General features: G+C 72.1%; 18 protein-coding genes and 1 tRNA gene. 13 read left to right on the top strand and 6 right to left on the bottom strand.

Annotation, left to right across the window (positions count from 1 at the left end; genetic code table 11):
- Window positions 1-71: 71 nt before the first annotated feature.
- Genes HPT28_RS16745 through HPT28_RS16730 form a run of 4 tightly spaced genes read left to right on the top strand, consistent with a single transcriptional unit; the run spans window position 72 to window position 5896 of the window.
- On the top strand, window positions 72-1688 hold the full coding sequence (locus HPT28_RS16745; protein ID WP_219091902.1) for a carboxyl transferase domain-containing protein: 1617 nt from the start codon (window positions 72-74) through the stop codon (window positions 1686-1688).
- Window positions 1689-1722: 34 nt separating this feature from the next.
- Complete coding sequence (locus tag HPT28_RS16740; protein WP_219091929.1) at window positions 1723-3789, top strand: biotin carboxylase N-terminal domain-containing protein; 2067 nt, start codon at window positions 1723-1725, stop codon at window positions 3787-3789.
- The gene (locus HPT28_RS16735; protein ID WP_219091901.1) at window positions 3786-4730 is read left to right on the top strand and encodes a hydroxymethylglutaryl-CoA lyase; all 945 of its coding nucleotides are present in this window, start codon (window positions 3786-3788) and stop codon (window positions 4728-4730) included. The genes HPT28_RS16740 and HPT28_RS16735 overlap by 4 nt, the downstream gene beginning before the upstream one ends.
- Before the next feature lie 2 nt (window positions 4731-4732).
- A complete protein-coding gene (locus tag HPT28_RS16730; protein ID WP_219091900.1) occupies window positions 4733-5896 on the top strand; it encodes an acyl-CoA dehydrogenase family protein in 1164 nt (387 codons plus the stop codon).
- Between the two features lie 144 nt (window positions 5897-6040).
- Here the strand turns inward: HPT28_RS16730 and HPT28_RS16725 are convergent, their stop codons facing one another.
- Entirely contained in the window at window positions 6041-7210 is a 1170-nt protein-coding gene (locus HPT28_RS16725; RefSeq protein WP_219091899.1) for a hypothetical protein, read from the bottom strand.
- A 190-nt stretch (window positions 7211-7400) separates the two neighbouring features.
- Here HPT28_RS16725 and HPT28_RS16720 point away from each other — a divergent pair, with 190 nt between their 5' ends.
- The 3 genes from HPT28_RS16720 to glmS all read left to right on the top strand — a co-directional run bounded on the left by HPT28_RS16720 (window position 7401) and on the right by glmS (window position 9908).
- Complete coding sequence (locus tag HPT28_RS16720; protein WP_219091898.1) at window positions 7401-7661, top strand: hypothetical protein; 261 nt, start codon at window positions 7401-7403, stop codon at window positions 7659-7661.
- A gap of 88 nt (window positions 7662-7749) precedes the next feature.
- Window positions 7750-8028: a hypothetical protein gene (locus tag HPT28_RS16715; protein ID WP_219091897.1), complete on the top strand. Its 279-nt coding sequence runs from the start codon at window positions 7750-7752 to the stop codon at window positions 8026-8028.
- 53 nt (window positions 8029-8081) lie between these two features.
- Window positions 8082-9908, top strand: a complete 1827-nt coding sequence (gene glmS / locus HPT28_RS16710) for a glutamine--fructose-6-phosphate transaminase (isomerizing) (RefSeq protein ID WP_219091896.1) — start codon at window positions 8082-8084, stop codon at window positions 9906-9908.
- 392 nt (window positions 9909-10300) lie between these two features.
- Here glmS and HPT28_RS16705 read toward each other — a convergent pair whose 3' ends face one another.
- Complete coding sequence (locus HPT28_RS16705; RefSeq protein WP_219091895.1) at window positions 10301-10831, bottom strand: universal stress protein; 531 nt, start codon at window positions 10829-10831, stop codon at window positions 10301-10303.
- Window positions 10832-11872: 1041 nt separating this feature from the next.
- Here HPT28_RS16705 and HPT28_RS16700 point away from each other — a divergent pair.
- The 3 genes from HPT28_RS16700 to HPT28_RS16690 all read left to right on the top strand — a co-directional run bounded on the left by HPT28_RS16700 (window position 11873) and on the right by HPT28_RS16690 (window position 14032).
- Complete coding sequence (locus HPT28_RS16700; RefSeq protein WP_219091894.1) at window positions 11873-13168, top strand: helix-turn-helix domain-containing protein; 1296 nt, start codon at window positions 11873-11875, stop codon at window positions 13166-13168.
- A 38-nt stretch (window positions 13169-13206) separates the two neighbouring features.
- The gene (gene orn / locus HPT28_RS16695; protein WP_219091893.1) at window positions 13207-13806 is read left to right on the top strand and encodes an oligoribonuclease; all 600 of its coding nucleotides are present in this window, start codon (window positions 13207-13209) and stop codon (window positions 13804-13806) included.
- Window positions 13807-13959: 153 nt separating this feature from the next.
- Window positions 13960-14032: transfer RNA gene (locus HPT28_RS16690), tRNA-His, on the top strand.
- Window positions 14033-14173: 141 nt separating this feature from the next.
- Here the strand turns inward: HPT28_RS16690 and HPT28_RS16685 are convergent.
- Window positions 14174-14539 (bottom strand): signal peptidase I, encoded by a 366-nt coding sequence (locus tag HPT28_RS16685; RefSeq protein WP_219091928.1) that lies wholly within the window; start codon window positions 14537-14539, stop codon window positions 14174-14176.
- A 155-nt stretch (window positions 14540-14694) separates the two neighbouring features.
- Between HPT28_RS16685 and HPT28_RS16680 the strand changes: the two genes are divergently transcribed.
- Window positions 14695-15852, top strand: a complete 1158-nt coding sequence (locus HPT28_RS16680; RefSeq protein WP_219091892.1) for an acyl-CoA dehydrogenase family protein — start codon at window positions 14695-14697, stop codon at window positions 15850-15852.
- A 7-nt stretch (window positions 15853-15859) separates the two neighbouring features.
- Window positions 15860-16750 carry an acyl-CoA thioesterase II gene (locus HPT28_RS16675; protein ID WP_219091891.1) on the top strand — a complete coding sequence of 297 codons (891 nt, stop codon included), beginning with the start codon at window positions 15860-15862 and terminating at the stop codon, window positions 16748-16750.
- A 222-nt stretch (window positions 16751-16972) separates the two neighbouring features.
- On the opposite strand, the gene HPT28_RS16670 is transcribed toward HPT28_RS16675, so the two are convergent.
- The gene (locus HPT28_RS16670) at window positions 16973-17800 is read right to left on the bottom strand and encodes a phosphatase (protein WP_257578757.1); all 828 of its coding nucleotides are present in this window, start codon (window positions 17798-17800) and stop codon (window positions 16973-16975) included.
- Window positions 17801-17914: 114 nt separating this feature from the next.
- Here HPT28_RS16670 and speB point away from each other — a divergent pair, with 114 nt between their 5' ends.
- Complete coding sequence (speB, locus tag HPT28_RS16665; RefSeq protein ID WP_219091890.1) at window positions 17915-18895, top strand: agmatinase; 981 nt, start codon at window positions 17915-17917, stop codon at window positions 18893-18895.
- Window positions 18896-19559: 664 nt separating this feature from the next.
- On the opposite strand, the gene HPT28_RS16660 is transcribed toward speB, so the two are convergent.
- Together HPT28_RS16660 and HPT28_RS16655 are read right to left on the bottom strand one after the other, a co-directional pair.
- On the bottom strand, window positions 19560-20462 hold the full coding sequence (locus HPT28_RS16660; RefSeq protein ID WP_219091889.1) for a helix-turn-helix transcriptional regulator: 903 nt from the start codon (window positions 20460-20462) through the stop codon (window positions 19560-19562).
- 86 nt (window positions 20463-20548) lie between these two features.
- A complete protein-coding gene (locus HPT28_RS16655) occupies window positions 20549-20770 on the bottom strand; it encodes a DUF397 domain-containing protein (protein ID WP_308119316.1) in 222 nt (73 codons plus the stop codon).
- Between the last annotated feature and the right edge of the window lie 298 nt (window positions 20771-21068).

Genomic DNA, 21068 nt, shown 5'->3' with positions numbered 1-21068 from the left:
CCTTGCCGAAGAGGTTAACGCACATTAACCCCTTGCGACCTGCCAACCACCACACGAGGGGGCACAGGGCAATGCAGCAGGCACCGCCGCTGGCCGGCGCCGTAGACCCGGCGTCACCGGCCTGGCGCACCAACGAGGCGGCTCACCGGGAGCTGGCCGCGGAGCTTCGCGAGAAGCTGGCGACAGCCCGCCTGGGCGGAGGGGAACGGGCCCGCACCCGGCACACCGCGCGCGGCAAGCTGCTGCCGAGGGACCGGGTCGACGGGCTGCTCGACCCCGGCTCGCCCTTCCTGGAGCTGGCCCCGCTGGCGGCCGACGGGATGTACGACGGCCAGGCCCCCGCGGCGGGCGTCATCGCCGGGATCGGGCGCGTCAGCGGCCGGGAAGCCGTCATCGTCGCGAACGACGCCACCGTCAAGGGCGGCACCTACTACCCGATGACGGTCAAGAAGCACCTGCGGGCGCAGGAGGTGGCCCTGGAGAACCGGCTGCCGTGCCTCTACCTGGTGGACAGCGGCGGCGCGTTCCTGCCCATGCAGGACGAGGTGTTCCCCGACCGCGAGCACTTCGGCCGGATCTTCTACAACCAGGCCCGCATGTCGGCCCGCGGCGTCCCGCAGATCGCCGCCGTCATGGGCTCGTGCACCGCGGGCGGCGCCTACGTCCCGGCGATGAGCGACGAGGCCGTGATCGTGCGCAACCAGGGCACGATCTTCCTCGGCGGCCCGCCGCTGGTGAAGGCCGCCACCGGTGAGGTCGTCACCGCCGAGGAGCTGGGCGGCGGCGAGGTGCACTCCCGCACCTCGGGCGTCACCGACCACCTCGCCGAGGACGACGCCCACGCCCTGCGCATCGTCCGCAACATCGTCGCCACCCTCCCCGAGCGCGGCACGCCGCCGTGGTCGGTCGAGCCCGTCGAGGAGCCCGCCGTCGACCCGGCCGGGCTCTACGGCGCCGTCCCCGTGGACTCCCGCACCCCCTACGACGTCCGCGAGATCATCGCCCGCGTCACGGACGGCTCCCGCTTCCAGGAGTTCAAGGCCGAGTACGGGACGACGCTCGTCACCGGCTTCGCCCGCATCCACGGACACCCCGTGGGCATCGTCGCCAACAACGGCATCCTGTTCTCCGAGTCCGCCCAGAAGGGCGCGCACTTCATCGAGCTGTGCGACCAGCGCGGCATCCCGCTGCTGTTCCTCCAGAACATCTCGGGCTTCATGGTCGGCCGCTCCTACGAGGCGGGCGGCATCGCCAAGCACGGCGCCAAGATGGTCACCGCCGTCGCCACCACCCGGGTGCCCAAGCTGACCGTCGTCGTCGGCGGCTCCTACGGCGCGGGCAACTACTCGATGTGCGGCCGGGCCTACGGCCCCCGGTTCCTGTGGATGTGGCCCAACGCCAAGATCTCCGTCATGGGCGGCGAGCAGGCCGCCTCCGTCCTCGCCACCGTCAAGCGGGACCAGCTCGAAGCCCGCGGCGAGGAGTGGAGCACCGAGGACGAGGAGGCCTTCAAGGACCCCGTCCGCGCCCAGTACGAGACGCAGGGCAACGCCTACTACGCCACCGCCCGGCTCTGGGACGACGGCGTGATCGACCCGCTGGAGACGCGCACGGTCCTCGGCCTGGCCCTGACCGCGTGTGCCAACGCGCCGCTGGGCGAGCCCGGCTTCGGCGTCTTCCGGATGTGAGGGGGAACCACTGATGCCACAGAAGGCACCGAAGATGTTCGACACCGTACTGATCGCCAACCGCGGCGAGATCGCCGTCCGCGTCATCCGTTCGCTGCGCGCCCTGGGCGTGCGCTCGGTCGCCGTCCACAGCGACGCCGACGCCGACGCGCGGCACGTGCGCGAGGCCGACACCGCCGTCCACATCGGCCCCGCCGCCGCGAGCGAGAGCTATCTGCGCACCGACAGGCTGCTGGAGGCCGCCCGCGTCACCGGCGCCCAGGCCATCCACCCCGGCTACGGCTTCCTCGCCGAGAACGCCGACTTCGCGCGCGCTGTCACCGAGGCCGGGCTGACGTTCATCGGCCCGCCCGCCGACGCGATCGAGCTCATGGGCGACAAGATCCGCGCCAAGCAGACGGTGTCCGCCGCCGACGTGCCCGTCGTCCCCGGGTCCTCGGGCTCGGGGCTGACGGACGCCCAGCTGGCCGAGGCCGCCCGCGAGATCGGCATGCCCGTGCTGCTCAAGCCCTCGGCGGGCGGCGGCGGCAAGGGCATGCGGCTCGTGCGGGACGCCGCCGTGCTGGAGGACGAGATCGCCGCCGCACGGCGCGAGGCCCGCACCTCCTTCGGCGACGACACCCTCCTCGTGGAGCGGTTCATCGACGGCCCCCGGCACATCGAGATCCAGGTGCTCGCCGACGGCCACGGCAACGTGCTGCACCTCGGCGAGCGCGAGTGCTCCCTCCAGCGCCGCCACCAGAAGATCATCGAAGAGGCGCCCAGCCCGCTGCTGGACGAGGCGACCCGCGCCGCCATGGGCGCTGCGGCGGCCGATGCCGCCCGCGCCTGCGGCTACCGCGGCGCCGGCACCGTGGAGTTCATCGTCCCCGGAGGCGACCCGGGCGCCTACTGCTTCATGGAGATGAACACCCGCCTCCAGGTCGAGCACCCCGTCACCGAGATGATCACCGGGCTCGACCTGGTGGAGTGGCAGCTCCGCGTCGCCGCCGGCGAGCCACTGCCCTTCGCCCAGGACGACATCACCCTCACCGGGCACGCCGTCGAGGCCCGCATCTGCGCCGAGACCGCCCGGGTGAGCGGCGAAAGGGTGGACTTCCTGCCCTCCGCCGGCACCGTGCACCTGCTGCGCGAGCCCCAGGGCGAGGGCGTGCGCACCGACTCCGGGCTCACCGAGGGCACCGAGGTCGGCACCACCTACGACCCGATGCTCGCCAAGGTCATCGTCCACGGCCCCGACCGGCCCACCGCGCTGCGCCGCCTGCGCACGGCACTGGCCGGCACCACGGTCCTCGGCGTCGACACCAACACCGCGTTCCTGCGCGCGCTCCTGGCCCACCCCGACGTCGTCTCCGGCGACCTCGACACCGGGCTCGTCGACCGGGACGCCGCCGCGCTGGTTCCCGCCGCGGTCCCGGACGAGGTCTACGCGGCGGCGGCCCTGCTCCGCCACGCCGCCCTCCGCCCGCGCCCCGACGCCGGCGGCTGGACGGACCCCTTCGCCCAGCCCACCGGGTTCCGCCTCGGCGGCGAGCCCGCGTGGACCGTCCACCACCTCAAGCTGCCGGGGCGCGACCCGGTCGCGGTACGGGTGCGGCACCGGGCCGGGGGCGGGGCCGAGGTCCGCATCGGGGACGCCGACGCGGTCCCGGCCCGGCTCGCCGCGGCGGGGGAGGGCCGGGTGCACCTGGAGTGGGCCGGCGTCTCGCACCGCTTCGAGCACGCCGTGGACGGCCGCCACCACTGGCTGGGCCGGGACGGTGCCGCCTGGCTGGCGCAGGACCACGACCCGGTGGCCGCCGCCCTCCGCGGCGGTGCCGGTGCGGCGGGCGCCGACGCCCTGACGGCTCCCATGCCGGGCACGGTCACCGTCGTCAAGGCCGCGGTCGGCGACGCCGTCGAGGCGGGCCAGGCCCTGGTGATCGTCGAGGCGATGAAGATGGAGCACGTCATCTCCGCCCCGCACGCCGGCACCGTCACCGAACTGGACGTCACCGCGGGCAGCACCGTCGCCATGGACCAGATCCTGGCCGTGGTGGACCCGCACGCGACGGACGGACCGGACGCCGCCGAGGGCACGACGGAAGGGGCCGGAACATGATCGACGGGCTGCCGATGCGCGTACCCGCTCCCGGGCTGCCCGGCCGGGTCCGCATCCACGAGGTGGGCCCCCGGGACGGGCTGCAGAACGAACAGGCCGTCGTCCCGGTCGAGGTCAAGGCCGAGTTCATCCACCGGCTCGCCGCGGCCGGGCTGGGCACCGTCGAGGCGACCAGCTTCGTCCATCCGAAGTGGGTCCCCCAGCTGGCCGACGCGGAGGAGCTGTTCCCGCGCGTCAGCGAGCTCGCTCCCGGGGTGCGGCTGCCCGTCCTCGTCCCGAACGAGCGCGGCCTGGACCGCGCCCTGGCGCTCGGCGCCCGGGAGGTCGCCGTCTTCGCCAGCGCCACCGAGTCCTTCGCCAGGGCCAACCTCAACCGGACGGTGGCCGAGGCGCTGGCGATGTTCGAGCCGGTCGTCGCGCGGGCCAAGGAGGCCGGCGCCCACGTCCGCGGCTATCTGTCGATGTGCTTCGGCGACCCCTGGGAGGGCCCGGTCGCGCCGGACGACGTCGTCCGCGTCTGCCGCGCCCTCACCGACATGGGCTGCGACGAACTCAGCCTGGGGGACACCATCGGCGTCGCCACCCCCGGCCACGTCACCGCTCTCCTGACGGCGCTCACCGGCGGCGGCCTCTCCGCCGACCGGCTGGGCGTCCACTTCCACGACACCTACGGGCAGGCGCTGTCCAACACGTTTGCCGCCCTCCAGCACGGCGTCACCACGGTGGACGCCTCCGCCGGGGGGCTCGGCGGCTGCCCCTACGCCAAGAGCGCCACGGGCAACCTCGCCACCGAAGACCTCGTCTGGATGCTGCACGGCCTGGGCATCGAGACCGGGGTCGACCTCGGCCGTCTCACCGCCACCAGCGCGTGGATGGCCGACCGACTGGGCCGACCCAGCCCGTCCCGCACCCTCCGTGCCCTCTCCCACAAGGAACAATGATCATGTCCCTGGATCACCGACTCACCCCTGAGCACGAGGAACTCCGCCGTACCGTGGAGGAGTTCGCTCACGACGTCGTCGCGCCGAAGATCGGCGATTTCTACGAGCGGCACGCGTTCCCCTACGAGATCGTCCGAGAAATGGGCCGCATGGGCCTGTTCGGCCTGCCGTTCCCCGAGGAGTACGGCGGCATGGGCGGGGACTACCTGGCCCTCGGTATCGCCCTGGAGGAGCTGGCCCGGGTCGACTCCTCGGTGGCCATCACCCTGGAGGCCGGCGTCTCGCTCGGCGCCATGCCGATCTACCGCTTCGGCTCGGAGGAGCAGAAGCGCGAGTGGCTGCCCAAGCTGTGCTCGGGCGAGATGCTGGGTGCCTTCGGCCTCACCGAGCCCGAGTGCGGCTCCGACGCGGGCGGCACCCGCACCACCGCGGTGCGCGACGGCGACCACTGGGTGATCAACGGCACCAAGTGCTTCATCACCAACTCCGGCACCGACATCACCGGGCTCGTCACGGTCACCGCCGTCACCGGGCGCAAGGAGGACGGCTCCCCGCTGATCTCCTCGATCCTCGTCCCCTCGGGGACGCCCGGCTTCACCGTCGCCGCGCCCTACTCCAAGGTCGGCTGGAACGCCTCGGACACCCGCGAGCTGTCCTTCTCCGACGTCCGGGTGCCGCTGGGCAACCTGGTCGGCCAGGAGGGCCGCGGCTACGCCCAGTTCCTGCGCATCCTCGACGAGGGCCGCATCGCCATCGCCGCGCTCGCCACCGGCCTGGCCCAGGGCTGCGTCGACGAGTCCGTGCGCTACGCCCGGGAGCGGGAGGCCTTCGGCCGTCCCATCGGCGCCAACCAGGCCATCCAGTTCAAGCTGGCCGACATGGAGATGCGTGCCCACACCGCCCGCATCGCCTGGCGTGACGCGGCGTCCCGGATGCTGGCGGGCGAACCGTTCAAGAAGGAGGCGGCCATCGCCAAGCTGTACTCCTCCGAGATCGCCGTCACCAACGCGCGCGAGGCCACCCAGATCCACGGCGGCTACGGCTTCATGAACGAGTACCCCGTGGCCCGCATGTGGCGGGACTCCAAGATCCTGGAGATCGGCGAGGGCACGAGCGAGGTCCAGCGCATGCTGATCGCCCGCGAACTCGGCTTCCAGGCCGCGTAGCCGGACCCGTTGCCGCCCCGTGGCCGCTCCGCACGGACACGGGACGTCGCGCACGGCGCACGTCGGGTCTGCCCGGGGCGGCGGCGGAGTCGGCCGGACAGGGTGTAGCCCGCGCGGGCGGGGCCCCTGTCCGGCCGGACGCGGTCAGAACCTGCCGTAGCGGCCCGTCAGATCGGCCTCCGGGCAGGCGATCGATCCGATCAGGCAGCTCGCGCTGGCGTAGGAGCGGGTGTAGACGTTGGTCACCTTGCCGCCGTCGTAGATGTAGATGTGGTGGTTCGGCATCAGACGGTGCTTGCCCGAGCGGATGGCGTAGTTGCCGCTCGTGGTGAGCTGGATGGTGAAGGCCCCGCTGATGGCGCCCTTGACGCCGCCCAGCCCCTTGCAGAAGGGGTTGGTGGCGTGGGTGACCATCCGCAGGTCGACGTAGTTCCTGCCCGACCCCAGCTTCTTGACGGACATGTTCTTGCTGCTGGCGGTCTTCGTCGCGACCTTCTTGCCGGTCTTCTTCACGTACACGCTGGTCGACCGGACGGACTTGGAGCCCGTGACCTTCTTGGAGCTCCAGGTGATGTTCGCGTGCAGCGCGGTGCGGTACTTGCTGGACTTCCAGTCGAACCGCGTGCGGCCGTCACCGCCGAACTGGAACTTCTTGCCGTAGTCGCACCCTGCCGTGGGGGCGTTGATCTTCTTCTGCGGGATGAAGGTCACCCAGGACAGCGTGGTCGTCTTGGCCACCCCTGCCGCGGTCGCCCGGTCGACGGCCTCCTGGCGCAGGCCGGACAGGGAGCCGGAGGACGGGACGGACGCCTTCACGCCCCACATCCGGGCATCGGGATGCCCTTCCTCCGGCAGGACGGGCACGACCTGGTAGTCGTAGTCGGCGCCCGGTTCCACCCGCGTGTCACGGAACGCGGTCTCCCCGGCATCCAGGTCGGCGATCCGCACGCCGTCCCGGACCACCTCGTAGCGGGCGTCCGACGCGTACGCCTTCCAGGACAGGTCCACGAACGAGGGCCCGTACGCCGCCGTGAGTCCCTGGTCCAGCAGGGAGCTGTCCACGATCGCCGTTTCGCCCGATGCCGTCCGCGTCACACCGTAGCCGTGCTGCTCCAGGGCCCTGCCCGTCGCGCTGTCCGGGCTCACGCCCGAGACGTCCTTCGTGTCGTCGTCGGACAGCGCGGATATGGAGAAGGCCGGAGCATCCGTCCGGGGGCTCGCCTCCGAGGCCGAAGCCGCCGGCAACGCGGCCGCCAGCAGCGTCAGCGGAGCCAGTGCCAGTAAGGCCGTCTTCATCGCGGAGCGATGCTTCATGATTCCCTCCCGTTTCCGGTCACGCCGGAGCCTCCGTGCGTGAACTCGCTCTCACGAGCGCCCGCATGGGGCTGGTCAAGCCCGGGCGCGCGTGAGAAGTACCATCATCAGGTATGGGGGACACACCTCCCGCACCGGGGTGCGTTCGCGTGCGCCGGAACGCTGACGACCAACAGCGAGGAACCGGGCCATGACCACTGGAACCAAGGACAGTCCTGCGACGCTCTACGGGACGACCTCGCTGGCCCTGGGCGTCGTCGCTCTGATCGCCGCGGTGTTCAGCGGCCTTGTCGGCATCGCGGTCCCGCTGCTCTGCGGCAGCCTCGCCGCCACCTTCGCGGCCTTCGGCCTGAGGAAGGGGCTCAACCGCGCTCAGTGTGCCGTCGGCCTGGCCACCGGGGGGCTCGCCGTCCTCTACGTGCTCTTCCTCGTCGCCACCTTCAGCGCCTGACGGTCGCCGAACCCGCGCTGGGCGCCGAACGTGCCCGCAATCGGGCAGGAAATTTGCGAAAGGGGTCCCCGGGTCGCAGTATCGGTCCGTGCTCGAACGTCGGACGCCGTCGCATGACGACCTCATCGACCATCTGACCCGCACCACGGCCCTGCCCCGGGGCGAGGTGGCGCGGGTCGTCCTCGACGTGCTCGCCTACTTCGACGAGACCGCCGAGGACTACGTCCGCCGACGTCACCGGGAGCTCCAGTCCAGCGGGCTGCGCAATCCGGAGATCTTCGAGCGCATCCAAGCGGAACTGCCGTACCGGGCCGTCGCGCCGCCGGAGCTCAGCCTCCGGCAGCTGCGCCGCATCGTCTACGGCTGAGCACGACGGACGAGACCGGCCGGGACCGGCGAGTCGGACGAGGAGAGACGCCTGTGTGCGGAATCGTGGGATACATCGGCAAGCGGGAGGCGGCCCCCCTGCTGCTGGAGGGCCTGCAGCGGCTGGAGTACCGCGGCTACGACTCGGCCGGCATCGCCATCCACAGCAGCGGCACCGGCAAGAGCGCGGGTCTGAAGACGGCCAGGGCCAAGGGCCGCGTCCGGGAGCTGGAGGCCCGGCTGCCCAAGCGGTTCGCGGGCACCACCGGCATCGCCCACACCCGCTGGGCCACCCACGGCGCGCCCAGCGACGAGAACGCCCACCCGCACCAGGACGCCGAGGGCAAGGTCGCCGTCGTCCACAACGGGATCGTCGACAACGCCGCCGAGCTGCGCGCCAAGCTCACCGCCGACGGCGTCGTCTTCGCCTCGGAGACCGACACCGAGGTCATCGCGCACCTCGTGGGCCGGGCCCAGGGCGAGACGCTGGAGGAGAAGGTCCGCGAGGCGCTCGCCGTCATCGAGGGCACCTACGGCATCGCGGTGCTGCACGCCGACTTCCCCGACCGCATCGTCGTCGCCCGCAACGGCTCGCCCGTCCTGCTGGGCATCGGGGAGCACGAGATGCTCGTCGCCTCCGACGTCGCCGCGCTGGTCTCCCACACCCGCCAGGTCGTCACCCTGGACGACGGCGAGATGGCCACCCTCAAGGCCGACGACTACCGCACGTACACCACCGAGGGCTCCCGTACCTCCGCCACCCCGGAGACGGTGGAGTGGGCCGCCGAGTCCTACGACATGGGCGGTCACGACACGTTCATGCACAAGGAGATCGCCGAGCAGCCCGACGCCGTCGACCGCGTCCTGCGCGGCCGGATCGACGACCGGTTCGCCACCGTCCGGCTCGGCGGCCTCAACATGGACGCCCGCGAGGCCCGCGCCGTGCGCCGGGTGAAGATCCTCGGCTGCGGCTCCGCCTACCACGCCGGGCTCATCGGCGCCCAGCTCATCGAGGAGCTGGCCCGCATCCCGGCCGACGCCGAACCGGCCAGCGAGTTCCGCTACCGCAACGCCGTCGTGGACCCGGACACCCTCTACATCGCCGTCAGCCAGTCCGGTGAGACCTACGACACCCTGGCCGCCGTCCAGGAGCTGGGGCGCAAGGGCGCGCGGGTGCTCGGCGTCGTCAACGTCGTCGGCTCGGCCATCGCCCGGGAGACCGACGGCGGCGTCTACGTCCACGCCGGGCCGGAGGTGTGCGTCGTCTCCACCAAGTGCTTCACCAACACCGCCGTGGCCTTCGCCCTGCTCGCCCTACACCTGGGCCGCATCCGCGACCTGTCCGTGGCCGACGGCAAGCGCGTCATCGAGGGGCTGCGCAAGCTCCCCGGGCAGATCGCGGAGATCGTCGCGCAGGAGGACCGCATCGCGGAGCTCGCGAAGGACTACGCCGAGGCCAAGTCGATGATGTTCGTCGGCCGGGTGCGTGGCTACCCGGTGGCCCTGGAGGCCTCCCTCAAGCTCAAGGAGATCTCCTACATCCACGCCGAGGCCTACCCCGCCTCGGAGCTGAAGCACGGTCCCCTCGCCCTCATCGAGCCCGCCGTGCCGACGGTGGCGATCGTCCCCGAGGACGACCTGGAGGAGAAGAACCGGGCAACGCTGGAGGAGATCAAGGCCCGCAGCGGCCGCATCCTCGCCGTGGCCCACAGCGAGCAGGAGAAGGCCGACCACACGATCGTCGTACCGGCCAACGAGCCGGAGCTCGACCCGATCCTCATGGGCATCCCGCTCCAACTCCTCGCCTACCACACGGCCCTGGCCCTCGGCCGCGACATCGACAAGCCCCGCAACCTGGCCAAGTCCGTCACCGTGGAGTGAGTTCGGCGGGGCGGGACCCGGCGTGGGTCCCGCCCCGCCGTGGGACCCGAAGCTACTCTCGCGTAGCAGGTGCACTGTGCGCTCGTGACGGGCATACACCCGTCAACGTGCTGCCGACGGGGAGGTGACGGTCCCGGTTCGGCGGCGAGGCCCGGCGTAATGGGCGACGCCGGGCCGCCAGGGCGGCTCCGGGTGCGTATGGTGGCACGCGCCCGGAGCCGCACTTCGCGTGCACCGGGCGCCCGCCTCGGGAGCGAGGTGGCGCGTGGGGGCCAACGTGCCGCAGGGGCCATGCGCTCCGAGCCCGATGCCCTTCGGGTCGGCGCCCTCCACGGCGCCGCGTTCCACGGCGAGGCCTCTCCCGGGTGACGCGCTTCGGTACGCTGCGCGGCTCAGGGGATGACGACGACGGGGCGCTGTGCCCGCCGGGCCAGTCGCCCGGCCACGGAACCGAAGATCCGGCCGACGATGCCGTGTGTCGAGCCCACGACGATGGCGTCGGCCTCGTACTCGCGGCCGACCTCCTCCAGTTCGTGGCAGATGTCCCCGCCGCGCTCGACGAGGATCCACGGCACCTCGGAGAGGTGCTCCGCGCAGGCCAGCTCCAGCCCGAGCACCTCGGTGCGGTGGTCGGGTACGTCGACGAAGACCGGGGGTTCGCAGCCGGCCCACACCGTCGTCGGCAGCCGGTTGGCGACGTGGACGATGATCAGGCCCGAGCCGGACCGGCGGGCCATGCCGATGCCGTAGGCGAGCGCCCGCTCGCTGGAGACCGAGCCGTCGAAGCCGACGACGACGCCGTGCTGGAAGGCCGGGTCACAGGGGTGAGGGGCCGGCGTGGTGTCCGGTACCGCGTCGTGGGGCGCCGGAGGGTCGGCGACCGGCTTGCGGTCCGCAGGTTCGGGGATCTCGTGTCCGGCCATGAGCGTCTCGGCGAAGAAGTCCTCGGATGAGGAAGGCGGATGGTTGTGGGCTCAATAAAGTCTGGTAACTGCCTTTTCCTCCCCCGTACCCCGAGGGTACGGCCCTACACACGCCGTGCACAGGGACTCGGACCGCTCGTCCGGAGGATTGAGGCCGAAGCATGCCCGAGAGGGCGCCCCCGCGCAACGCCGTCTCGTGCGCGTCCTCGTGCGTGTCCGGGTGCGGCGCAGGTCGCTGCGCCCGGGCGGGCCGGTGGCGGCCCCCGGGCGGCACCGGCCCTGGGCTTGCCGATCCGGCGGGCGCCCCCCCGTCCGGCGCCCGCGCGGCCCGTGCGACAGGGCGGGCGTGTCCGGCCGTCGTCGTCCGGTCTTCGTCGTGACATGCCACGAACCGCCGTCGGAGCACGGCCGTGTGCTTCCGTGCGCCCCCGGTGCTCCGCCGACGCCGTGGCCGAAGTCGAGTCGAACGCCAGTCGCTTCGGCATCGTGGCGGAGCTGCGTCGTTGAGCACTCTTCGGCCGAGGCGGCCTCCATCGGCTCACCTGCCGTCGCGGCTGGTCAGGCTCGGTGTGGCCCCGGGCCGGTGTGGTCGCGGGGGGAGGCGGGTCGGGCGCGGACGGGTGGGGGCGGCGCACGGTAGGCCCGGGGGTGCCCGAGTGGCGCGCCGACCGGGTTGTTCGGGTGCACGGGGGGCGAAGTGACCGACGGGCATGCACTCTTTTCGGCCAACTTCCGAACGTGGTACACACCTTGGCAGGAGCACTCATATCGCCCGCTCCACCAGGAGTGAAAGGAGTGCAACCGGTGAACGCACCATACGCAGCCCCGGTTGGACGGCCGTGGCAACCCTGGGGGGCGTCGACGGATGCAACGCTTCGTGATCGAATGCTTTACGCCACGTTGTGTTGTCGACAAAGCACTGAGTGATGAACTTGTCACGGCGACTGCCTACGACGCAGTAGATTCGATCTTGGCAGAACCACGGCGGGGGAAACCGTGCAACACCGAGAGGAAAGCGACCACTGAGGGGGGCTTGACCACATGAGCCAGGACCCATCGCACGGCCCCGCGACGCACGTCCGGAAGCTGACCGCCCGGCGGCGTCGTGAGATCGTGGCGGTGCTGCTGTTCGGCGGTGGGCCGATATTCGAGAGCTCGATCCCGCTCTCCGTCTTCGGCGTCGACCGGCAGGATGCGGGAGTACCGCGGTACCGGCTGCTCGTCTGCGCCGGCGAGGACGGACCGCTGCGCACCACTGGGGGCCTCGAACTGTCGGCGCCCTACGGCATCGACGCGATATCCCGGGCCGGGACGGTCGTCGTCCCCGCCTGGCGTTCGATCACCCAACCACCACCGGCCGCGGCCCTGGACGCTCTGCGCCGCGCCCACCAGGAGGGCGCACGGGTCATGGGCCTGTGCACCGGCGCGTTCGTCCTCGCCGCGGCGGGGCTGCTCGACGGCCGCCCGGCGACGACCCACTGGATGTACGCACCCACACTGGCCAAGCGTTATCCGGCCGTCCACGTGGATCCGCGTGAACTGTTCGTCGACGACGGCGACATCCTGACCTCCGCGGGGACGGCGGCCGGCATCGACCTGTGCCTGCACGTCGTCCGCAGCGACCACGGTGCGGAGGCGGCCGGCGCCCTGGCCCGGCGGCTCGTGGTGCCACCCCGGCGCGGAAACGCCGCCGACGTGGGCCAGTTGCACCGGCTGGACAGGTCTTTACCAGAAGAGATCGGGACCGACCCGCTGGCCGAGGTCGTCGCCTGGGCGCTGGAGCACCTCCACGAGCAGTTCGACGTGGAGGCGCTGGCCGCCCGTGCGTACATGAGCAGGCGCACCTTCGACCGGCGGTTCCGCGCGCTGACCGGCAGCGCGCCGCTGCAGTGGCTGATCACCCAGCGGGTGCTTCAGGCACAGCGGCTCCTGGAGAACTCCGAGTACTCGGTGGACGAGGTCGCGGCCCGCTGCGGCTTCCGTTCCCCGGTCGCGCTGCGCGGGCACTTCCGGCGGCAGCTCGGCGCCTCACCGGCCACCTACCGGGCGGCGTACCGGGCCCGGCGTCCGGCCGCGCACGACGGGCCCGGGCCGGACGGCCACGGCACGGAGGGCGGACCACCCGCGGGGTCGTTCCGCCTCCCGCCGTCGCGCCCGGAGAGCGGGCCCGAGGGCGGCTTCCCGGACGGCGCCCTCGTCGCCGCCGGGGCCGGCGGCGGCCCGGGCGGCCACGGCGGGGCCGGCGGCGGCCCCGGCGGGGCGGTGAGCCACGGTCGGGCGCGCTCGGAGGCGTACGCGGCCAGGGTGCCCGGCCAGCGCGGTCACGTGACGTCCTGAGGGTCCGCGGGGCGTCCGGTCAACGTAGGGTTACCCGCATGAACGATCGGATGGTGTGGATCGACTGCGAGATGACCGGCCTCTCGCTGACCGACGACGCTCTCGTCGAGGTGGCCGCGCTGGTGACCGACGGAGAGCTGAACGTCCTCGGCGAGGGGGTGGACGTCGTCATCCGCCCCCCTGCCGAGGCGCTGGCGAACATGCCGGACGTCGTGCGCGCGATGCACACCACCTCGGGCCTGCTGGACCTCCTCGACGGTGGCACGACGTTGGCCGACGCCGAGGCGCAGGTGCTCGCCTACGTGAAGGAGCACGTGCCGGAGGCGGGGCGGGCGCCGCTGTGCGGGAACTCCATCGCCACCGACCGCGGGTTCCTCCACCGGGACATGCCCACCCTGGACTCCCACCTGCACTACCGGCTCGTGGACGTCTCCTCCGTCAAGGAGCTGGCCCGGCGCTGGTATCCGAAGGCGTACTTCAACAGCCCGGAGAAGGGCGGCACGCACCGCGCCCTGGCCGACATCCGCGAGTCCATCGCGGAGCTGCGCTACTACCGGGAGGCCGTCTTCGTCCCGGCACCGGGACCGGACTCCGAGACCGCCAAGGCAATCGCGGCCCGGCACACCGGCGGCGCCTGAGCGGGTCGCGCGCCCCGCCCGGCACACCGGCGGCGCGAACCCGGCGTGCGGGCGGGTCGCGGAGCGCGGCCCGAAAAGGCGTGCGCGACCACCGCCGAAGACCCTGTACACTCGTATCCGGCCGGTGCGGGAAGCCCCCGAAAGCCGGTCGTGGTGGGCGTAGCTCAGTTGGTAGAGCACCTGGTTGTGGTCCAGGATGTCGCGGGTTCAAGTCCCGTCGTTCACCCTTGAGAGAAGGCCCGTGACCTGCGGAAACGCAGGTCACGGGCCTTTGTCGTGCGGGTGTGGCCCCTGGGGCCCCCGGGGCCCGGGGATCCGGCCGGGGGAAACGCGACGGGACGTCAGCCGCCCCGATGCGCGCGTCCCTTCACCCCGGCACCCGGTAGCCCGCGACGGAGGGCCAGCGGACGGTGAGGACCACGGACTCCTCCTCCGCGTACCAGGAGTGGTCCACGCCCTTGCCCCAGACCACGTAGTCGCCTTGCTCGGCCAGCGTGACGCTGCGGCCGGGGAACTCCAGCCGGAACCGGCCGCTGATGAGGACGAGGAGAGCGGTACGGGTCTCACCCGTCACCCACTCCGCCCGCCGGTCGCCGACGGGGTGCACGCCCCACTTGATCTCCACGTCCTCGCTGTGCCGCGGGTCTCCGGGAGACTTGAAGTGGCCCAGCAGCCAACCCCGGTCCAGGGCGGCGTCCCGGGCCGCGTGGCCCACGTACACGTCCTCGCGAATGCCGTCGTCCATGCCGGTGCAGGCTACCCGCGGTCGGCGGGCGAGTCCGCTCCGGTCGCGTGCGGGCTCTGGACACCTGGGGGGACGCTGGGTAGCGTCAAATGAGCAAGCGCTTAGAAAGCGAGTGCCAGGACCGATCCGAGGGAGGCGCGCCCATGCGTCGCACGGTGTTCAACAAGGACCATGAGGCGTTCCGGCAGACGATCCGGGAGTTCATCGCCGCCGAGGTCGTGCCGCACTATCCGGAGTGGGAGCAGCGGGGCATGGTCTCGCGGGACCTCTACCGCAAGCTCGGCGAGCTGGGCGTCTTCGGGATCGAGGTGCCCGAGGAGTACGGCGGTGCCGGGGAGACGAGCTTCAAGTTCCACGCCGTGATCAGCGAGGAGTGCGCCCGCGCCGGGGTCAGCTTCGGCGGTTCGAACGTCCACACCGCGCTCTGCCTGCCCTACCTGCTCAAGTACGGCACGAAGGAGCAGCTCCGGCGCTGGATGCCGGCCTTCGTGTCCGGCGAGATGATGACCGCCATCGCCATGACGGAGCCCGGCACCGGCTCCGACCTGGCGGGGATGAAGACCACGGCGAAGCTCTCCGACGACGGCACGCACTACGTCCTCAACGGGGCCAAGACGTTCATCACCGGCGGCGTGCAGGCGGACCGCATGCTGGTCTGCGCCCGCACCGCGCCGCCGACCCCCGAGGACCGGCGCTCCGGCATCTCCATCCTCGTCGTCGACGTCCGCAGCGAGGGGTACGAGGTCGGCCGCACGCTCGACAAGCTCGGTCTGAAGACGTCCGACACCGCCGAGCTGAGCTTCACCGACGTCAAGGTGCCCGTCGAGGACCTGCTCGGCGAGGAGGGCAAGGGCTTCGAGTACCTGACCCACAACCTGCCGCAGGAGCGGCTGGGGATCGCGGTGGGTGCCTACGCCCAGGCCGCCGCGGCGGTGCGCTTCGCCCAGGAGTACGTCACCGACCGGACGGTCTTCGGGCGGTCCGTCGCCTCGTTCCAGAACACCAAGTTCGTCCTCGCCGACTGCAAGTCCGACGTGGACGCCATGGAGGCCGTCGTCGACCGGGCGCTGGAGGCGCACGACGCCGGCGAGCTGACGGCCGCCGACGCAGCCTCCGCCAAGCTGTTCACCACCGAGACCGCGGCCACCGTCATCGACCGCTGCCTCCAGCTCCACGGCGGCTACGGTTACATGCGGGAGTACCCCATCGCGCGGCTGTACGCGGACACCCGCGTCACCCGCATCTACGGCGGCACGAGCGAGGTCATGCGCTCGATCGTGGCCAAGTCGATGGGGCTGTGAGCACGGCGTGAACGCGGCACTGGACTCCCTGATCGACCTGCTCGACCTGGAGCGCATCGAGCGGGACATCTTCCGGGGCGCCAGCCGCTCGGCGATCGTGCCCCGGGTGTTCGGCGGCCAGGTGGCCGCCCAGGCGCTGGTCGCGGCGGGGCGCACCGTCCCCGCCGAGCGGCCCGCGCACTCCCTGCACGCCTACTTCCTGCGGCCCGGGGACCCCGGGGCGCCGATCGTCTACAACGTGGACCGCATCCGCGACGGGCGCTCCTACACCACGCGGCGCGTCGTCGCCGTCCAGCACGGGCAGCCGATCTTCCACCTGTCGGCCTCCTTCCAGGTACACGAGGAGGGCTTCGAGCACCAGACGCCGATGCCGGCCGCCCCGGACCCGGAGTCCCTGCCGACGGCGGCGGAGCTGCTGCCCGCCCACGCCGACCTGTTCATCGACCCGGGCGTGGTCGAGCGGCTGGCGGAGGCGCGGGCGGCCGTCGACCTGCGGTACGTGAACGAGCCGCCCTACGCGGCGGCGGGGCGCGGGGCCACGGAGCCGCGCTCGCAGGTGTGGTTCCGGACGAACGGCAAGCTGGACGGCGAGCGCGACCAGCCGATGCTGCACATCTGCCTGGCCACCTACGTCTCGGACATGACGCTGCTCGACTCCGTACTGCTCGCGCACGGGCGGGGCGGCTGGGTGACCGGCGACGTCGTCGGCGCGAGCCTGGACCACGCCATGTGGTTCCACCGGCCGTTCCGGGCCGACGAGTGGCTGCTGTACGACCAGGAGAGCCCCACGGCCCAGGGCGGGCGGGGGCTCGGCAAGGGGGCCATCTACACGGCGGACGGCTCGCTGGTGGCCTCGGTCATCCAGGAGGGGGCCGTCCGCGTCCCCCGGTCCCGCTGAGGCCCGTCCGGCGGATCAGGACGAACGACGCCGTGAGCGGCGTCGTCATGCGGCCGAACCCCGGTCCACCGTGGTACCCGCCGTGGCGGCCGGAGCGCGGCACCACGGCCCACAGCGCCGTGGTGCCCTTCGAGCGCTACGCCGCGGAGGCAGAGTCCGCCCGTGGGCCGGGTCCCGCCGGGCGTGCCGGGCCGATCCGCCGGACGCGGCGTAGGCAGGCGCTCAGCCGGTGAGCCCGGCCTGCGCGAGGAGGTAGGCCGTCATCGGTTCGTAGAAGCGCGGGTTGACCACGTGGTCGTCGAGCGGGACGGTAACCGAGAGCGTGCCCTCGGCCTCGGCGAGGAAGAGGGCCGGGTCGTTGCAGTCGGCGAAGCCGACCGCGTCCAGGCCGTGCTGCGCGGCGTACCCGGCCCAGCCGTGGTCGGCGCAGACGAGGTCGGGCAGCGGCTCGCCGTGCCGGGGCAGGGCGTCCAGGATGGCCCGCATCGGCTCGGGGGAGTGGGTGTGCCACAGCGTCGCCCCGCGCTCGTGCATGGCGACGTCGGCGAGCTGGACGACGACCCCCTCGTCGGCCACCAGGCCGAGCGGCACCCGCACGATGTGGCACCCGGCGGCCCGCAGCGCGGCGGCCACGCTGCGGTGCACGTCGAGCAGGCCGCCGGGGTGACCGGTCGCGAAGAGCACGCGCTCGCCCGCGTCGGCCGCCTTGCGCAGCCGGACGGCCGCCCGCTCCAGGGCGTCCACGGTCAGAGCCGGGTCGATGGTGTCCTGCCCGGTGCGGTGGCCCGGGTCGTCGACGACGCCCGCCCGCTCGGCCATCACCGCCAGCACGTCCTGCTCGTCCGTCCACCGGTCGCCGAACTCCAGGCCGAACCAGTAGTGCCGGTCGCCGTTGGCCAGTGCCCGGTAGTGCGCCAGGTTGTTCTCGCGCGGCGTCGCGACGTCCCCGGCTATGCGGGTGTGCCGCAGGTGCTCGATCAGCTCGGCCCGGCTGGGCACGGCGGGCTGCGGGGGCGGAGGGCTGACGGGCGGTTCCATGGGTGCGGGCATGCGCTCATTGTCGCGTGTCCGTGCGGTCGATGGACCATGTGTCCAAAACGCGGCACCTGTCCGCTCAGAAACGTCCATGTCGGCGGGGTCTGCGCAGCGCCTACCCTCGCGCGTATGAGCAGTGAGACGAGCCCCCACCCCTCCGGCCGTCCCGTCGGTCCCGTCGACTCCTCCCGCGTCCCGCGCTACGCAGGCCCGGCCACCTTCGCCCGGCTGCCGCGACTGGACGAGGTCGGTGCCGCGGACGTCGCCGTCGTCGGCGTCCCCTTCGACTCCGGCGTGTCGTACCGGCCCGGCGCCCGCTTCGGCGGGAACGCGATCCGGGAGGCCTCCCGGCTGCTGCGCCCCTACAACCCGGCGCAGGACGCCTCGCCGTTCGCCCTCGCCCAGGTGGCCGACGCCGGCGACATCGCGGTGAACCCGTTCAACATCAACGAGGCCGTCGAGACGGTCCAGGCCGCGGCGGACGAGATCCTGGACACCGGCGCCCGCATGATGACCCTGGGCGGTGACCACACCATCGCGCTGCCGCTGCTGCGCTCGATGGCCCGCAAGCACGGGCCCGTCGCCCTGCTCCACTTCGACGCGCACCTGGACACCTGGGACACCTACTTCGGCGCCGAGTACACGCACGGCACGCCGTTCCGCCGTGCCGTCGAGGAGGGCATCCTCGACACCTCGGCCCTCTCCCACGTCGGTACCCGCGGTCCGCTGTACGGCAAGAAGGACCTGGACGAGGACGAGAAGATGGGCTTCGGCATCGTCACCTCGGCCGACGTCATGCGGCGCGGGGTGGATGAGATCACGGACCAGCTGCGCCAGCGCATCGGCGACCGCCCGCTGTACATCTCGATCGACATCGATGTCCTGGACCCGGCCCACGCGCCCGGCACGGGCACCCCGGAGGCCGGCGGCATCACGTCGCGCGAGCTGCTGGAGATCCTGCGCGGGCTGGCGGGCTGCAACCTCGTCTCCGCGGACCTGGTGGAGGTCGCTCCGGCGTACGACCACGCGGAGATCACCTCCGTGGCCGCCTCGCACACCGCGTACGAGCTGACGACGATCATGTCCCGGCAGATCGCCGCGGCCCGCTGACGTTCCCACGGACGTCACGCGCCCCCGGTGCACCGCGCGGTCCGGTACGGGCCGAGCGGGGGCACCGGGGGCGTTCGCGTGCCGGTGCGGGCGCGCATGGGCTGGGTGCATGTGCACCGTGCACGGTAAGGCCCTCGTTTCGGCTGGGTAACCAGCGATTTTCGGCCGTGTTCGAGGCGGCCGGGAAGCCGTCCTTGACTCCACTTGTTGGGCACCGTGCCCAAGTCGGCTCGTATCCTTGCTGGTAGAGCGTGCGTGAGCGTTCGGTTACTGCCTGGTAGGTGTATTACTTCCTGCCACTCATTTAACACACAACGTTACTGATTCTGTTCGGTCGATGTGCAAACCAAGGGGATTATCGACCAGACTCCCCAACGTAATCCCGCGGGACGGGGCGTCGAAGACGCTAGGCGGCGGTGCTGGCCCTGTGGGGGGTGCTGGCCCGTCAAGTGCCACCAGCGCGACGCCCCGCCGGAACGGCCCTGGAGAGAGGCCTGACTCTCCGGGGCCGTTCCCTTTTCTCAGGGCTCGCGCTTCCCCGGAAGGCGCCTCCGGTGCCGGGGCGGGGCCGCGCTTGCCGGTCCTGCGCCTTCGGGGCGGACCGCGGACCCTCCAGGCGTGCGCCGCGGGTGGCCAGTGGCCCGGGGGTGTCCAGAGGTGCGGGTCAGAGCTCGGCGTGGAGCCGCCGCAGGAAGCCGACCGTGCGATCGTGCGGGTCCGCGGCGGCGCACAGCCGGTCCATCACCACCATGTACGCCTCCACCTCCGCCCGCTTGTCGAGGTAGAGCGCGCTGGTGAGCTGCTCCAGGTAGACGATGTCCGGCAGGTCGGGCTCGGTGAAGCGCAGCAGGGTGATGGGGCCGCCCGCGGCGGCCAGGCCGCCGATGGCGAAGGGGGCCACCTGGAGCGTGACGTTCGGCAGCTCGGCCACCTTCAGCAGGTGCTCCACCTGCCCCCGCATCACTCCCGGCCCGCCCAGCGGGCGGCGGAGGGCCGCCTCGTCTATGACGGCCCACAGCTTCGGCCCGTGCGGCCCCGTCAGCAGTTCCTGCCGCCGCATCCGCAGCCGCACCCGGCGCTCGATCTCGGCCTCGCTCGCCTGTGCGTGGCCGAGAAGCGTCACCGCCCTGGCGTACTCGGCCGTCTGGAGGAGGCCGGGGACGAACTGGACCTCGTACGTCCGGATGACGGAGGCCGCCTCCTCCAGGCCGAGGAGTGTTTCCAGCCAACTGGGCATGACGTCGCTGTACTGGTGCCACCAGCCGGGGTTGTTCGCGTGCCGGGCGAGGGTCAGGAACTCCTCGCGCTGCTCCGGGTCCAGGACGCCGTAGAGGGTCAGGAGGTCGGCGACATCCCGCTCCTTGTAGCCGACGCGGCCCAGCTCCAGGCGGCTGATCTTGGCGTGGGAGCCCCGGATCGCCTCGCCCGCCGCCTCGCGCGTGATGCCGCAGGACTCCCGCAGGCGCCGCAGGTGGGTGCCGAGCACGATGCGCAGGACCGTCGGCCCGCCCCGGGGCTGGGCCAGGAGCCGGCGAACCGAAGAGTCGTACTCGGGCTGTGCTGCCATCGGGCCTGCTCCTGGGTGCTCCGGGGTGCCGTAGGTAAGGAGACAGTCGGCAAGTCTCCCATTACGGCGAAGGACTGTACAGCCGGTCAGGGGCCGGTGACCAGGTCGTCGAACTCGCCGTCCTTGGCGCCGAGGATGAACGCTGAGATCTCGGCGTCGGTGTAGATCAGCGCCGGTCCGGCGGGGTAGCGCGAGTTCCGTACCGCCACTCCGCCGCTGGGCAGTTCGGCGACCTCCACGCAGTTGCCGTTGGGGTTGCTGCGGCGGCTCTTGCGCCAGCGGACGCCGTCGAGCCGGTCGGCCGGTATGCCACCGCCTTCGGCGTGGGCGGCTCCCCCGCCGCTCGGGCCCTTGTCCGTCGGGGTGCCCGGTCCGCCGGTCAGTCCTGTCGTCCCTGCCATACCTGCCACTTCTGCCTCTTTTGTCACTTCAGTCCCACCAAGATCTCTGGCTGAATACTGCCTCAGAAGCCCCCGTAATTGCATCTGTACTTGCATCCGCACTTGCAGCAGTAAGTACAAATGCCACAGGATGGGGGGCGCAAGCGTGTTCCCAGCGACGTGAGCGCACCGGAGACGACGGCTGCGGGGTTGGACGATGAATCAA

Source organism: Streptomyces sp. JJ38 (genome assembly GCF_019303475.1).
Taxonomy (GTDB): domain Bacteria; phylum Actinomycetota; class Actinomycetes; order Streptomycetales; family Streptomycetaceae; genus Streptomyces.
This window is presented reverse-complemented; position numbering and strand designations above follow the sequence as displayed.